Source organism: Kribbella capetownensis (genome assembly GCF_004331485.1).
In the GTDB taxonomy this organism is placed as follows: Bacteria; Actinomycetota; Actinomycetes; order Propionibacteriales; family Kribbellaceae; genus Kribbella; species Kribbella capetownensis.
This window is the reverse complement of the sequence record NZ_SJKD01000009.1, coordinates 144,763-159,515: the sequence shown is the minus strand read 5'-3', so window position 1 is coordinate 159,515 and position 14,753 is coordinate 144,763. Positions and strand designations below refer to the sequence as shown.

At 68.0% G+C, this 14,753-nt stretch carries 13 protein-coding genes; 10 read left to right on the top strand and 3 right to left on the bottom strand.

Annotated features, from left to right (window positions below):
• Positions 1-57: 57 nt before the first annotated feature.
• Together E0H75_RS33800 and E0H75_RS33795 are read right to left on the bottom strand one after the other, a co-directional pair.
• Positions 58-1,641 (bottom strand): GxGYxYP domain-containing protein, encoded by a 1,584-nt coding sequence (locus tag E0H75_RS33800; RefSeq protein WP_131517776.1) that lies wholly within the window; start codon positions 1,639-1,641, stop codon positions 58-60.
• 89 nt (positions 1,642-1,730) lie between these two features.
• A complete protein-coding gene (locus tag E0H75_RS33795; protein WP_131517775.1) occupies positions 1,731-2,351 on the bottom strand; it encodes an HAD family hydrolase in 621 nt (206 codons plus the stop codon).
• 121 nt (positions 2,352-2,472) lie between these two features.
• Here E0H75_RS33795 and E0H75_RS33790 point away from each other — a divergent pair, with 121 nt between their 5' ends.
• The 5 genes from E0H75_RS33790 (at position 2,473) to rpmB (ending at position 7,946) form a co-directional block, all read left to right on the top strand.
• Complete coding sequence (locus tag E0H75_RS33790; RefSeq protein WP_131517774.1) at positions 2,473-3,756, top strand: ABC transporter substrate-binding protein; 1,284 nt, start codon at positions 2,473-2,475, stop codon at positions 3,754-3,756.
• A 1-nt stretch (position 3,757) separates the two neighbouring features.
• Entirely contained in the window at positions 3,758-4,810 is a 1,053-nt protein-coding gene (locus tag E0H75_RS33785; protein ID WP_131517773.1) for a carbohydrate ABC transporter permease, read from the top strand.
• Complete coding sequence (locus E0H75_RS33780; RefSeq protein WP_131517772.1) at positions 4,800-5,627, top strand: carbohydrate ABC transporter permease; 828 nt, start codon at positions 4,800-4,802, stop codon at positions 5,625-5,627. The genes E0H75_RS33785 and E0H75_RS33780 overlap by 11 nt, the downstream gene beginning before the upstream one ends.
• Before the next feature lie 30 nt (positions 5,628-5,657).
• Complete coding sequence (locus tag E0H75_RS33775; protein ID WP_131517771.1) at positions 5,658-7,640, top strand: aldo/keto reductase; 1,983 nt, start codon at positions 5,658-5,660, stop codon at positions 7,638-7,640.
• Positions 7,641-7,724: 84 nt separating this feature from the next.
• A complete protein-coding gene (rpmB, locus tag E0H75_RS33770) occupies positions 7,725-7,946 on the top strand; it encodes a 50S ribosomal protein L28 (RefSeq protein WP_131355194.1) in 222 nt (73 codons plus the stop codon).
• A 71-nt stretch (positions 7,947-8,017) separates the two neighbouring features.
• Here the strand turns inward: rpmB and E0H75_RS33765 are convergent, their stop codons facing one another.
• Complete coding sequence (locus E0H75_RS33765; protein WP_238163428.1) at positions 8,018-9,025, bottom strand: SAM-dependent methyltransferase; 1,008 nt, start codon at positions 9,023-9,025, stop codon at positions 8,018-8,020.
• A 161-nt stretch (positions 9,026-9,186) separates the two neighbouring features.
• Here E0H75_RS33765 and E0H75_RS33760 point away from each other — a divergent pair, with 161 nt between their 5' ends.
• From E0H75_RS33760 to E0H75_RS33740, 5 genes are all read left to right on the top strand, one after another.
• The gene (locus E0H75_RS33760; RefSeq protein WP_131517770.1) at positions 9,187-10,797 is read left to right on the top strand and encodes a DAK2 domain-containing protein; all 1,611 of its coding nucleotides are present in this window, start codon (positions 9,187-9,189) and stop codon (positions 10,795-10,797) included.
• Positions 10,794-13,043, top strand: coding sequence for an ATP-dependent DNA helicase RecG (gene recG / locus E0H75_RS33755; protein ID WP_131517769.1), 2,250 nt, complete (start codon positions 10,794-10,796; stop codon positions 13,041-13,043). Before E0H75_RS33760 ends, recG begins: the two co-directional genes overlap by 4 nt.
• A complete protein-coding gene (gene rsmD, locus E0H75_RS33750; protein ID WP_131517768.1) occupies positions 13,040-13,600 on the top strand; it encodes a 16S rRNA (guanine(966)-N(2))-methyltransferase RsmD in 561 nt (186 codons plus the stop codon). The genes recG and rsmD overlap by 4 nt, the downstream gene beginning before the upstream one ends.
• Complete coding sequence (gene coaD, locus E0H75_RS33745; protein WP_131517767.1) at positions 13,593-14,063, top strand: pantetheine-phosphate adenylyltransferase; 471 nt, start codon at positions 13,593-13,595, stop codon at positions 14,061-14,063. Before rsmD ends, coaD begins: the two co-directional genes overlap by 8 nt.
• Before the next feature lie 130 nt (positions 14,064-14,193).
• Entirely contained in the window at positions 14,194-14,709 is a 516-nt protein-coding gene (locus E0H75_RS33740) for a YceD family protein (RefSeq protein WP_238163426.1), read from the top strand.
• Positions 14,710-14,753: the final 44 nt, after the last annotated feature.

Below are 14,753 nucleotides of genomic sequence, written 5' to 3'. Positions count from 1 at the left end.
AGGTTACTTCCTGTCCGCAGTCCCCAGATCCTGTCCGGACCTCCCGGCTGCGCGTGCCTACGGCTGGGCGTACTGCCCGACCATCTTCACCAAGGTGTCCGGTGGGACGACCTTCACGTGGGGGTCGAGTCCGTCGACGACAGCCAGTACGTTGTCGACGGACTTGCTCCACGCGTGCCACACAACGACTGAGTAGCCGGCCGTCGAGTGCGGGTTCCGCGTGGCTGCGTTGAGCTCGGCGGTCACCGAGGCCTCATCGGCGCCGTCGAGTCCGTCCCAGAGCATCGTGCGGGCTGAGATGACCGGCTTGCCCTCGGACCAGACGACCTTGCCCTTCAGGCCGTCGTAGCGGGAGTACTCGAGGTAGATGAGTCCGTCGATCTCACGACGCTTGAGGTACGACGACCACAGGCTGGTGTTCTCGAACGCGTCGAAGTCGATGATCTGCGCGACCGAGAGGTCTGAACGGCCCATCGCCTTGGCCAGTGAAGCGGTGTGCTTGTCCAGCGCGGCGGCAGGGTAGCGGCTCGGGTACATGTAGCCGCCGCCCGACGGTCCGACGACCCAACGGTCCTTGCGCGACTGGTCGTAGTACCAGCGCATGACCGAGGGAGCCAGATCGATCAGCGACGGCGAGATGCCCCAACCCAGGTCGATCTCCCCGCGCCGAGGACTCCCGAACCACCGCGGGTCGGTCGGAAAATCCCCGAGCATCCACTGAATGTTGTCCCCATCGGTGATCAGGAAGGTGACGTAGTGGGAGTTCGGGTCCGGGGCTGGGAGTTTGTCAGGCACTCGTTGAGACAGTCGGTCTTCGCGGATGCCAGACAGCACTGACAGGTTGCGGGCGTGGTCGGCGGGCAGCGCCTTGACGCCGGCGCTCGAGTTCACGCCGATGAAGGCGTCTTCGCCGTTCGACGCGTCGCCCCAGCCGATCACGGTGGCGTCGTCGTCGAGCGCGTCGACCACCTCGGCGCGGAAGTCCGAGTTGCCGTCGAAGAAGGCGAGCGTCCCCGCCATCGTCACGTAGTCCCGCAGTCGCTCCGGCCAGTCTCCCTTCTGCTCGATCGCGACGTCATGCCGCAACCGCGGCCAGTAGTTGTCCAGCACCCAGCGGTCGTCCTTGTCCCGCACGTCCAGCACCTTGCGCAGGCCGTGCTGGATGGCGAGCGCCTCCAGGCTTTCCTCGACGGCCACCGCACCGGTCAGTCCGGAGAGCGTGGTCGCGACGTTGACCGACGGGGTGCCCGTTCGGAAGAGAACGTATCCGTCGACGCCGGACCGGGTGACGGTTGTCCACAGGTCACCGGAACGCGGGCGAACGCCGTACCGGGAGACAAGGTCGTCGAGCCAGATCTGGTAGCCGAGCGACGGGATGTTCAGATACAGCGATTCGCCACTGCGGCGGGCAAGCAGACCCTGCAGCGTGGTCGCGAGCGTCCGCTCAGCAGAACTCAGCGAGTCCTCGGTCAGCACGTTCACCAGCCGCGGCCGCTGCCCCTTCGGGTACGCCCCAGCACCGGCGGCGGAAGCGGCGGCGGCGACGGAAGGCGCAGAGAGCGAAGGAGCAAGGGACGCCAGGCCCAGCCCCGCGGTCAGGCCGAGAGCGTGCCGGCGGGTGAGACGTCGTCGATCGGACATGCGGTGCCTCCAGGGAGCGGCTGGTGGACTGTCCTACGTTGTCATCTGCCCCGAGACCATGCCACAAGCCGTCACCGCCTCACAAGAGGTCAGGCCGGAATCGGCAATCCATAACGGCGCAGCAGCCCTTCCAACGTGTCCACCCCGGTCGACAGGTCGTATACCTCCGCATGCAGCCCGACGCTCAAAGCGCCCGCCACATTGGCTTCGTTGTCGTCGATGAACAGCACCGACGACGCCGGTACGTCGATCGCGGCCAGGATCGCCCGGAAGTACGCCGGATCAGGCTTGGCCAACCCGAGATCGCACGAGTAGAAGCTCTGGTCGAACCACTCGCCGTACCCGCGCTCGTCGTGCATGAGCGACCGCCGGTACGCCTGCTGGTTGGTGGCGAGGTGACACCCGATCCCGGCGGCGCGCAGTCCCTGGATCAACGACACCACGGCCGGCTCGGCCGCGAACCACTGCCACGGCTCCAGCGCCTCCTCCACCGTCGCGGTGGAATTCCAGCGCTGCAGGACCTCGGCCAGCGCGTCCCGGAAGTCGCCCTTGCCCACGAGACTGGGCTTCTCGGCCGCCATCACCTCGGCCACGAAGGTCTCGCTGTCGGTCGGGACGAGCGAATTCAGGCGCGACCACCAGTCGATGGTCGGGCGCTGGAGCACGCCGTCGGCGTCGAACAGGACGGCGGTGACAGAGGTCGTCGGCATGAATCCATCCTGTCAGCCCGGGGCCTTGACCGGTTCAGTCGGTATGCGCTTACCTTATGGCTACGTAAACATATCTGGACACCTTCCGGCGAAAAACAACAGAAAGCGCCAGGTGAGGCGTATGAGTCTGAGCAGAAGGAAGTTCCTCGCGTTCGGTGCCGGCGCCGCGGCCGCGAGCACCGGTCTGAGTGGATGTGGCTCCCGAAGTTCGCTCGGCGGATCGGACGAGCTGAGCATGTGGACCTGGGTCGGGTCAGTGAACGACGACCTGATCGGCCAAGCGGAGAAGGCGATTCCGGGCCACGACGGCCTGCGGCTGTCGATGACCCGGATCGGCAGCAACTACAAGACCAAGGTGCTGACCTCGCTGGCCGGCAAGTCGCTGGTCCCCGACATCGTCGCGATCAACGACGACGTGGCGACGTACTTCCCGAACGCCGACCAGTTCCACGACCTGTTCGAACTCGGCGCCAAGGAGCGTGAGAGCGAGTTCCTGCCCTGGAAGTGGAAGCTCGGCGTCACGCCGGACAACAAAATGATGGCCTACCCGATGGACACCGGTCCGACGGCGCTGTTCTACCGCACCGACGTGTTCAGCAAGGCCGGCATCGACATCGATCCCGCCGCGGTCGCGCAGCTCGCGCCGGACTGGGACACCTACATCGCGCTCGGCAAGAAGGTGAAGCAGGCCGTCCCCGGTTCGTCGATCACCGACAACATCAACAGCATCTTCAGCTACCGGATGGCCCAGCAGCCGAAGCGGTACATGACCGTGGACGGTCAGTACATCGGCGACCAGGACCACGTCCGCGAAGCGTTCGACCTGGCCATCCGCGTGGTCAAGGAAGGACTGTCCGCCAACGCGCAGGACGGTTCGACCGACGCGGATGCGGTCGTGACGAACGGCAAGCTGGTTGCCTTCAACGCCGCCGTCTGGTGGGCCCAGCTCGGCCCGAAGAACGCGGCTCCCAAGACGAAGGGACTCTGGCGGGTGACGGCGGCTCCTGGTGGCGCCGGCAACCGTGGCGGGTCCTTCCTGGGCATCACGAAGTACTGCAAGAACCCCGAGGCGGCGTTCGCGTTCATCAGCTGGCTGGAGTCGGCGAAGAACCAGGCCCAGGCGTTCCTCGACCCGGTGCTGTTCCCGTCCACGCCGGCCAGCTACACCGACTCCCGGCTGGCCGCTCCGGATCCGTTCTTCGGCGGCCAGAAGATCGTCGAGGTGTTCGCGGAGTCGGCGACGAAGTACCCCGGCGCCTACTTCTCGCCGTACGACTCGATCATCGGTGCGCCGATCAGCGCCGAACTCGTGAACGTCGAAGTGGCCGGCAAATCACCGGACCAGGCCTGGAACGACGCACAGCACCAGGTCGAACGTGAACTCACCCGGGCGGGGGCGATCTGAGATGACTGTGACCAAGGCACTTCCCGCGACCGTCCGCAGCACCGACACCACTGCCAAGCCGCCGGGCAAGTACCGCCAGGCGTTCCCGCAGTACGCCGCCGTCGCGCCGTTCTTCATCCTGTTCGCCATCTTCGGCGCGTTCCCGGTGCTGTTCTCGATCTGGATCTCGTTCCACGACTGGGACGGCATCGGCTCGATGACCTGGGTCGGCCTGCAGCAGTACAGCTACCTGCTCGGCGATCCGAAGTTCTGGCAGGCGATCGGCAACACGCTGATCATCTGGGTGCTGTCGACCGTGCCGATGCTGCTGCTCGCGCTGGTGATCGCCAACGCGCTGCACAACGCCACCCGGTTCCGCAGCTTCTACCGGATCGCCTACTTCATCCCCAACGTCACCTCGGTCGTCGCCGTCACCTTGGTGTTCGGGTCGATCTTCAGCAACAACTTCGGACTGCTGAACGCGTTCCTGCAGTCGGTCGGCCTGGGCAAGGTCGAATGGCTGACCCAGCCGTGGGGGATCAAGATCGCGATCGCCACCATCGTCACCTGGCGGTGGGTCGGCTACAACGCGATCATCTACCTGGCCGGCCTGCAGGCGATCTCCGCCGACGTGTATGAGGCGGCCAAGGTCGACGGCGCCAGTTCGCGGCAGGTGTTCTGGCGGATCACGGTGCCGATGCTGCGCCCGGTGATCCTGTTCACCGCGGTCACCTCGACCATCGGCGGACTGCAGATCTTCACCGAATCCCGGGTTCTGTTCGGTGACACCAACAACATCGGCGGCCCCGGCAACGCCGGTATGACGATCGTGTCGTACCTGTACCAGAGCGCGTTCATCAACAACCAGTTCGGGTACGGCGCCGCGATCGGCTGGGCGCTGTTCATCCTCATCGTGCTGTTCTCGATCATCAACTGGCGGCTGATCGGCGGCCGCGACAACGAACGGATCGCCCGTCGCGCCGCCCGCCGGGCCGAACGCAACATCGCCGCCCAGAAGGCCGCACAGCAAGAGGATGCGGAGCAGACCACGAAGGAGGCCGCCGATGTCCATTGAGCGCATCCGCACCACGGTCGGGCACATCGTCTTGATGCTCGGCGTCGTGGTCTCGATCTTCCCGTTCTACTGGATGCTGGTGATGGCCTCGAACACCACACCGGACATCTTCAGCTACCCACCGAAGCTGGTGATCGGCTCCCACCTGTTCGAGAACATGGGCAAGGTGCTCGACAACATCGACTTCTTCGGAGCGATGCTGCTCACCCTGATCGCCTCCCTCGGCGTCACCGTCCTGATCCTGTTCTTCGACTCGCTGGCCGCGTTCGCGTTCGCGAAGTACGAGTTCCCCGGCCGCAACTTTCTCTTCGGGTTGCTGCTGGCGACCTTCATGATCCCGACCCAGCTGTCGCTGGTGCCGCAGTTCGTCACCCTCGCGGAGTTCGGCTGGATCGGATCACTGAAGGCACTCATCATCCCGGGCGCGGCGAACGCGTTCGGCATCTTCTGGATGCGCCAGTACGCCGCCGGCGCGATCCCGGACGAACTCATCTCGGCCGCGAAGGTCGACGGGGCCGGCTTCTTCCGGCAGTACCTGACCGTCGGCCTGCCGGTACTGCGGCCCGGCCTGGCGTTCCTCGGCATCTTCACCTTCATCAACGTCTGGAACGACTACCTCTGGCCGCTGATCGTGATGACGGACCCGAACCGGCTCACTCTGCAGGTCGCCCTCGACCAACTCAACGGCATCTACGGCACTGACTACTCCATGGTCATGGCCGGCGCACTGATGAGCGTCATACCGTTGATCGGGGTCTTCCTGATCGGCGGGCGGCACTTCATCTCCGACCTGGCCGCCGGCGCCATGAAATTCTGATCCACACCGACAACGAAAACGGGACACCTCTTGACTGACACCAAGCTCCGCTGGGGCATCCTCGGCACCGGGAACATCGCGTCCCGGTTCGCCAGCCAGGTGCCGACCTCACCGACGAACGCGGTCGTCGCCGTCGGCAGCCGGTCGATCGACTCCGCCAACGCCTTCGCCGACAAGTGGGACATCGCCAACCGGCACGCGTCGTACGGCGACCTGCTCGCCGACGAGACCGTGGACGCGGTGTACATCGCGACGCCGCACCCGATGCACGTCGAGTGGGCGATCAAGGCCGCCGAGGCCGGCAAGCACGTGCTGTGCGAGAAGCCGCTGGCGATCAACAAGGCCTGGGCCGAGGCGATGATCGAGGCCGCGGTACGCAACGACGTCTTCCTGATGGAGGCGTACATGTACCGGTGCCTGCCGCAGACCAAGCTGATCGCCCAACTGGTCCGCGACGGCGAGCTCGGTACCGTCCACCAGATCCAGGCCACGTTCGCATTCGCGTCGGCGTTCCGGCCGGAGTCGCGGATCTTCGCCGACGAGCTGGCCGGTGGCGGCATCCTCGACGTCGGCGGCTACCCGGTCTCGATGGCCCGGCTCATCGCCGGTGCTGCGACCGGGCAGCCGTTCGCCGACCCGGCCGCGGTGACCGCGGTCGGCACGGTCGGCGAGACCGGGGCCGACGAATGGTCTGTGGCGACGCTGTTCTTCGAGGGCGGCGTGACCGCCCAGGTGAGCACCGGCGTCCGGCTCCGCGACCAGAACCAGGTCCGCATCTTCGGCAGCAAGGGCTACCTGGTCGTCGAGGACCCGTGGTTCGGCGGCGACGGCAAGCCGACCCACGTCACCCTGCACAAAGTGGGGGAGGAGCCGCGGGACATCTCCGCGGACCCCGCCCTCATCTATGCGGCCGAGGCCGAGGCGGTCGCGCGGGCGATCGAGCAGCGGCAGGCACCGGAGATGACCTGGGCCGACACGCTCGGCAACCTGACCGTCCAGGACGCGTGGCGGGCGGCGATCGGGCAGCAGTACGCGAGTGAGCGGGACGACGCCAAGATCCCGACTGCCACCGGCCGCCCGCTGGCCAAGCGCGCCGATGCCCCGATGACCTACGGCAAGGTGCCCGGGCTCGACAAGCCGGTCTCCCGGCTCGTGATGGGCGTCGACAACCAGCAGACGCTGCCGCACGCGGCGGTGGTCTTCGACGACTTCGTCGAGCGCGGCGGGACGACGTTCGACACCGCCTACATCTACGGCGGCGGCCGGGGCGAGAAGCTGCTCGGCCAGTGGATCACGTCCCGTGGCAACCGCGACGAGATCGTTGTCATCGGCAAGGGCGCGCACACGCCGCACTGCGATCCGGAGTCGATCACCCGGCAGCTGCACGAGAGCCTCGAGCGGCTGCAGACCGACCACGTCGACCTCTACATGATGCACCGCGACAACGAGGAGATCCCGGTCGCGGAGTTCGTCGACGTCCTCGACGAGCACTTCAAGGCCGGCCGGATCAAGGCGTACGGCGGCTCCAACTGGTCGCTGCCGCGCTTCGACGAGGCCAATGCGTACGCCGAGGCCAACGGCAAGCAGCCGTTCACGCTGCTCAGCAACCACCTCAGCCTCGCGCGGGCGTACGACGTACCGTGGAAGGGCTGCCGGCACGTCTCCGACGACGAGTCGCAGGCGTGGCTGCGGGAGCGGCAGGTCGCGCTGTTCCCGTGGTCGAGCCAGGCGCGCGGGTTCTTCACCGGGCGGGCCACGCCGGAGGACCGGTCGGACGAGGAACTGGTGCGCTGTTTCTACTCCGACGAGAACTTCCGTAGGCTCGACCGGGCCCGCGAGCTGGCGGCCGCCAAGGGAGTCGAGCCGACGGCGATCGCGCTGGCCTGGTTGCTGCACCAGCCGTACCCGGTGTTCCCGCTGATCGGGCCGCGGCACGTCAGCGAGACCCGGACCTCGACACCGGGGCTGTCGGTCACTCTGACGGACGAGGAAGTGGCCTACCTCACTGCCTGATCGGCGAGTGTGGACCGAATTGGTCGTGCGTCAGGCCGCATGTAACATGGTCTGTCGGTGTCACGACCCTGAACACGGAGAATCATGTCTAAGAAGTGCGATGTCTGCGGCAAGCAGCCGACGTTCGGCAACAACGTTGCCCGCCTGGGTAAGGGCGCGATGATCCGTCGGGTCAAGGCTCGTACGCCGCGGCGGTTCAACCCCAACATCCAGCCGGTCCGGGCGCTCATCAAGGGCACCCCGACCCGCCTGAAGGTCTGCACGTCCTGCATCAAGGCCGGCAAGGTCCAGCGCGTCGTCGGCTGACCCCCAGCTTTCTCCGTTGTAGGGCCTGAAACAGGCGCCCGGGATCACCCGGGCGCCTCTTTCGCGTCTTCTCACACCTTGCGGGCGACGACGGTGATCTCGTTCCGGTTGTGGTGCAGTTGCCGGGCGTGGAGTACGTCGTACTGCTGCCGCAGCACGTCGATGCCGCGCCGGGCGCCGTCGAGCGGGTTCTTCCCGCCACCCTTCAGCGTGACGATCGCGAGTCCGCCGCGGCGCAGGTGCGCCGCCGCGTCGACCATCATCCGGGCGCTCATCACCTGATCCATCCGCATGTCGTTCACCACCACGTCGAACCGCACCCGGTTCTCCGCGAAGAACCGCCCGGCCGTCGTGGCAGCGTGATGGATCCCGCGATCCCGCCGCAGCCGCTCATCCAGCGAGCCCGGGTCCACCGACCACACCTCCTGCCCGTGCTGCCGCAGGATCCGCGTCCACCCGCCCGGCGACGCGCCCAGGTCGACCGCCTTCCCACCCGGCGGCAACTCCAGCCCGAAGGTCGCGATCGCCTCCTCCAACTTGAACTCCGACCGCGACACCCGCTCCTCAGCCCGAGCCAACCGCATCCGCCCACCGGGCCAGTCAGACAGGCTGTCCGCGCGCCGGTTCAGCCCGAGCAGGACCGCCCGCCGGCCCACGAAGCACGAGACGACGACCTCCTGCCCGGAGCGGGTCACACTCACCCCGCGCTCGGTGAGTGCTTGCTCGAGCCGGTGGTAGTACGACCCGCCGGTCCCCGCGCCATCGGTCCAGGCCTGGACTGCGAGCGCCTTCGGATAGTCAGGCAAGGCGCTCAGCACCAGGTCGGCCAACTCGTAGTCCGGGGGCAGCTCCTCGAAGCCGGCGATCTCGGTGGTCAGATGCCGGATGAACACGATCCGCCCGGCGTCGCACGCCGCGGCGAGGTCACCCACGGCCGGACCACCGTCGACGATGCGCCCCAGATCACCGCTGACCCGCTCGATCCGCACCTCACGGCCGAACTCGCCCCGGATCTCCCGCACCGCCCACTCATAACTGTCGGCAGCAACCGAGAACAACACGCTCCTACCGCCACTCACTGCCTCTCCCGCCTCTCGCCGCCGCACCGACCCTACTGGCCGCGTACCTAACGACAGGAGGTAGTGGGCGTCAGGCGCTTCGGGCGCCGAGTGGGCACGCTCAGGCTGGCTGGTCCGGCCGCACTACCTCCTGTCCTTACGCCCCAGATAGCCTTCCGGGCGTGGAGGAATTGACGGTGGAGGTGCTGCGGGCCTGGGCTCGGACGGCGTTGGTCGAGTTGGGGCGCGCGCGGACCGAGATCGACGAGCTGAACGTGTACCCGGTGCCGGACGGCGACACGGGCACGAACCTCTACCTGACCTGGGAGGCCGCGTGCGACGCGCTGCCCGCGGGGGAGCTGACCTTTGCCGAAGCCATTCAGACGTTCGGCCGCGGCGCGTTGCTCGGCGCTCGCGGGAACTCCGGCGTCATCACCTCCCAGCTGATCCGCGCCTGCGGCCTCCGGCTCGCCGAGAACCTCCCGCGTGACCAGGGCGCGGACGACAACGCCGACCTCCGGATGAGCGAGTCGGCCGCGTTCGCGGACGCCCTCAAGTACGCCGCCGACGCCGCGTACGGCGCGGTCGCACAACCGGTCGAAGGCACCATGCTGACCGTCGCCCGGGCTGCTGCGACTGGTGCGACCACGGCCGCGAACGACGGGAAGAGCCTGGCGGACGTGTGCCTGGCCGCCGTCGCCTCCGCCCGGCAGGCGCTCACCAAGACCACCGAGCAGCTCGACGTACTGCGGCGCGCGGGCGTCGTGGACGCCGGGGGAGCGGGCCTGGTGGTGATCCTGGGCGCGATGGAGTCGGTGCTCACCGGGCAGATCGTGCGGGTCGACGTACCGGCCCGGGTCGAGCCTCAGGGTGAGAACGCCGAGAGTCAGGACGGACCGGCGTATGAGGTGATGTACCTGCTGGACGCGCCGGACGACAAGGTCGCTGACTTCCGGCAGATCCTGGCCGGTCTCGGCGACTCGGTCGTCGTGGTCGGCGGCGACGGGCTGTGGAACGTGCACGTCCACACCGACGACGTGGGCGCCGCGATCGAGCACGGCATCGACATCGGCCGGCCGCACCGGATCCGGGTCATTCACTTCGCCGACCAGGCCCATCACGAGCCGCCGCCGGGCCGCGCCGTGATCGCGGTCGTCGCCGGTGAAGGACTCGCGGACCTGTTCCAAGAAGCCGGGGCACAGGTCATCATCGGCGGCCCAGGGCGCCGGTGCTCGACCGGGGAACTGCTCCGCGCGATGGAGAAGTCGAAGGCGCCCGAGATCGTGCTGCTGCCCAACGACAGCGACTCGCTCGCGGTCGCCGAGGCCGCCGCGACCGCGGCCCGCCAGGACGGGATCCGGGTGGCCGTGATCCCGACCCGCGCGCAGGTCCAGGGGCTGGCAGCGATCGCCGTCCACGACCCCGAGCGCAGTTTCGACGACGACGTCGTACACCTCTCGGCGGCGGCCGGACAGACCCGCCACGGCGCCGTCACGATCGCGGTGAAGGACGCCTGGACGATGGCCGGCAGGTGCCGGATCGGCGACGCGCTGGGCGTGGTCGACGGCGATTTCGCACTGATCACCGAGGATCTCCAGGAGGCGGCGTTCGGCGTGGTCGACCGGCTGCTCGGCGGCGGAGGCGAGTTGCTCACCATCGTCACCGGCCGGGACGCGGACCCCGCTCTGGCGGCGGCACTGGAGCGGCACGTGCGGCGGAACCGCAAAGATGTCGACGTCGTGGTGTACGACGGAGGGCAGGACAGGTACCCGCTGCTGATCGGGGTGGAATGAAGACGGATATGGACAGGAAGGTCCGCGACTTCCTCGGTGCCAGGACGGCGAAGATCTTCGCGGACGTGCTCGCCATCGAGACCGTCGGCGACCTGCTGCGGCACTACCCGCGCCGATACCTGAAGAAGGGTGAGCTGACCCCGTTCGACGAGCTCGAGGTCGGCGACCAGGCGACCGTCAACGGCCGGGTCAAGAAGGTCACCGTGCGGTCGCTGGACACCAAGGCCGAGATTCCGCTCACCGACGTGCAGAAGTGGGCCCGGCGCAAGACGCTGACCAAGGTCGTCGTCACCGACGGCCGGCGCGACCTGGAGCTGGCGTTCTTCAACCAGCCCTGGCTGGCGACCAAGCTGACGCCGGGGACGGCAGCCCTGTTCTGGGGCGAGGTCACGATGTTCCGCGACATCATGCAGCTGAAGAGCCCGGGCACCGAGATCCTCGACGAGGAGGATCTGTCGGAGGCCGAGATCGAACGCCGGGCCCGGCCGTTCCGGCCGCTCTACCCGGCGACCGCGAAGTTGCCGACCGCAACGATCGAGCGGAGCGTGAAGATTGTCCTGGACAGCCTGGACGAGGGTCTCGAGGACCCGATCCCAGACCTGATCCTGCGCAACGAGAAGCTGCTCAGCCTGCGCGAGGCCCTGCAGAAGGTGCATCTGCCGGACACCGAGAAGGACATCCGTGACGCGCAGCACCGGTTCCGGTTCGAGGAAGCCCTGGTGATGCAGACGATCCTGGCCCAGCGCCGGGCCGTCACCGACGCGCTGAACGCGATCCCGCGGCCACGGACCGAGGGTGGGATGCTGGACGAGTTCGACCAGCGGCTGCCGTTCGAGCTCACCGCCGGCCAGGCGGAGGTGGGCGAGGAGATCTTCGCCGATCTGGCCCGGCCGCACCCGATGCACCGCCTGCTGCAGGGCGAGGTCGGTTCGGGCAAGACCGTGGTCGCGCTGCGGGCGATGCTGTCCGTCGTCGACTCCGGCGGACAGGCGGTGCTGCTGGCTCCGACCGAGGTGCTCGCCACCCAGCACCACAAGACGCTGACCAAGATGCTCGGCGATCTGGCCGAGGAGGGCATGCTCGGTGGTGCGGAGCGGGCCACCCGGGTGGGGCTGCTGACCGGCTCGCTGGGCGCGGCAGCCCGACGTACGGCGATGCTCGACGCGGCCAGTGGCGCTGCGGGGATCGTGGTCGGGACGCACGCGCTGCTCGAGGACAAGGTGCAGTTCGCGGATCTCGGGCTCGTGGTGGTCGACGAGCAGCACCGGTTCGGGGTCGAGCAACGGGCGGCGCTGAGTCAGAAGTCCGGCGAGAACACTCCGCACGTGCTGGTGATGACGGCGACGCCGATCCCGCGGACCGTGGCGATGACGGTGTTCGGCGACCTGTCCGTCTCGACGCTGACCGAGCTCCCGGCCGGACGCTCGCCGATCCAGTCGTCCGTGGTCCCGGCGAAGGAGAAGCCGGACTGGCTGCAGCGGGCCTGGGCCCGGGTCCGCGAGGAGGTCGGCAAGGGCCATCAGGCGTACGTCGTGTGCCCGCGGATCGGGGACGACGTGAAGAACGCGGCCGACGAGGAAGGCGAGTTCGTCGCGGGCGAGGAGGAGAAGGCCGGCGGGAAGAAGCAGCAGGCCCGGCCGCCGATCTCGGTCATGCAGGTCGCCGAGGCGCTGGCCGAGATCCTGCACGACCTGCGGGTGGAGATCCTGCACGGCCGGCTGCCGGCCGAGGAGAAGGACGCGGTGATGTCGCGGTTCGCGGCCGGTGAGGTCGACGTACTGATCGCGACCACGGTGATCGAGGTCGGGGTCGACGTACCGAACGCGTCGACGATGGTGATCATGGACGCCGACCGGTTCGGCATCTCGCAGCTGCACCAGTTGCGCGGGCGGGTCGGTCGGGGCCGGGTGCCGGGACTGTGCCTGCTGGTGACGGATCTGTGGGCGGGCTCGAAGTCGTACGGGCGTTTGGACGCGGTCGCATCGACGACGGACGGGTTCGAGCTCTCGCGGATCGACCTCGAGACCCGGCGTGAAGGTGACGTGCTCGGAGTCGCGCAGTCGGGTCGGCGGAGCAGTCTGAAGCTGCTGAGCGTGCTGCGGGACGAGGACATCATCTTCGCCGCCCGGCACGTCGCGAACTCGATCGTCTCGGTGGACGCCGAACTGGCCGAGTACCCGGCGCTGCGGTCGTTCGTGCGGAGCGCCCTGGAGTCGGAGACGACCGAGTATCTGGAGAAGACGTGAGTCGGATCGTCGGGGGAGCGGCCGGTGGGCGGCGGATCGCCGTACCACCAGGGAGCGGGACGCGGCCGACAGCGGATCGGGTCCGGGAGGCGCTGTTCTCGTCGCTGGAGTCCGAGTTCGGCAGCCTTCACGGGCTCGCGGTGCTCGACCTGTACGCCGGATCCGGCGCGATCGGGCTCGAGGCGCTGTCCCGGGGAGCGGCGCGCGCGGTCCTGGTGGAGTCGGACCGGAGGGCGGCCGAGGTGATCGCGGCCAACATCAAGGTCGTGGGCCTGCCCGGCGCATCCGTGCTGACACGGCCGGTGGAGAAAGTGACGGCGGGGGAGAGTCCCGCGGTCTTCGATCTGGTGTTCGCGGATCCGCCGTACAAGCTCGAGACGGAGGAGTTGCAGGACGTGCTGACCGGCCTGGCCGCGAACGGGTGGCTGGCCGACGACGCGGTCGTCGTGGTCGAGCGCGGCAAGCGGGAGCCGTGGGAGTGGCCGGAAGGATTCGCCGCGCTGCGGGACCGCAAGTACGGCGAGGCCCGGCTTTGGTACGGTCACCGCCATGAGTAGGGCGGTCTTCCCCGGCACCTTCGACCCGCCGACGGTCGGGCATCTGGACATCGTCACCCGGGCGGCCGCCGCCTTCGACGAGGTGATCGTCGCGGCCGGCGTGAACCAGTCCAAGAACCGGCTGTTCAGCCCCGACGAGCGGGTGGAGATGCTGACCGAGCTCGCCGCGCCGTTCGGCAACGTACGGATCGGGACCTTCGAGGGGCTGCTGGTCGACTACTGCCGGGCCGAGGACGCCGGCGTGATCGTGAAGGGCCTGCGGTCGGCGGCCGACTACGACTACGAACTGCAGATGGCCCAGCTCAACCGCGCGATGACCGGGGTGGACACGGTGTTCCTGCCGACCCGGGCGGAGAACGCTTTCATCTCCTCCAGCTGGGTCAAGGAGATCGCCCGCCTCGGTGGGGACGTCAGCTCCTTCGTCACACCGGCTGTTCACTCCCGGTTACTGAAGAAACTCTAGATGTACCCCGAATTGGGCGACTGGCCGCGGAGTTGGTAATCTAGACAACCGGCCTCGACGAGACCGAGATTTTGCCTTGCCCACGCCTGAGAGGAATGTTCTGAGCGTCTTGGACCCGCGGTCCCCACTCGTGATCGACACGCACGAGCTGACGCGCCGCGCCGGGTCCCAGCGCGAGGTCACCTTCACGGCACCGGCTCCGGCGGATCTCGGAATCGACGTGATCGGCGTCCCCGAGGGCGACCCGATCCAGTTCGATCTACGGCTGGAATCGGTCGTCGAAGGGGTTCTCGTCACCGGGACGGCCCGCGGCCGGCTGGTCGGGGAGTGCGCGCGGTGCCTGGTCGATATCGAGGAGGAGTTCCTCGCTGACGTCCAGGAGCTGTACGTCTACCCGGAAAGCGAAGCCGAACCGGACGAGGCCAGCCGGATGGAGGGCGATCTGATCGACCTCGAGCCGGTGCTGAGGGACCAGGTGGTGCTCGCACTGCCGTTCCAGCCCTTGTGTACGGACGACTGTCCGGGTCTGTGCCCCGAGTGTGGGGTACGCCTGGCGGACGAGCCCGGCCACAAGCACGAGGACGGTACCGACCCACGCTGGGCGGCCCTCGGCGGATTGCTCCAGAACGACCAGCAAGACAACTGAAGACCGAATACACGCACACCAGCCGGCCGGGTCCACAAGCCCCC

Coding starts and splice junctions, on each gene's coding strand:
- E0H75_RS33800 (WP_131517776.1), bottom strand. CDS start 1,641: ATGTCCGATCGACGACGTCTCACCCGCCGGCACGCTCTCGGCCTGACC.
- E0H75_RS33795 (WP_131517775.1), bottom strand. CDS start 2,351: ATGCCGACGACCTCTGTCACCGCCGTCCTGTTCGACGCCGACGGCGTG.
- E0H75_RS33790 (WP_131517774.1), top strand. CDS start 2,473: ATGAGTCTGAGCAGAAGGAAGTTCCTCGCGTTCGGTGCCGGCGCCGCG.
- E0H75_RS33785 (WP_131517773.1), top strand. CDS start 3,758: ATGACTGTGACCAAGGCACTTCCCGCGACCGTCCGCAGCACCGACACC.
- E0H75_RS33780 (WP_131517772.1), top strand. CDS start 4,800: ATGTCCATTGAGCGCATCCGCACCACGGTCGGGCACATCGTCTTGATG.
- rpmB (WP_131355194.1), top strand. CDS start 7,725: ATGTCTAAGAAGTGCGATGTCTGCGGCAAGCAGCCGACGTTCGGCAAC.
- recG (WP_131517769.1), top strand. CDS start 10,794: ATGAAGACGGATATGGACAGGAAGGTCCGCGACTTCCTCGGTGCCAGG.
- coaD (WP_131517767.1), top strand. CDS start 13,593: ATGAGTAGGGCGGTCTTCCCCGGCACCTTCGACCCGCCGACGGTCGGG.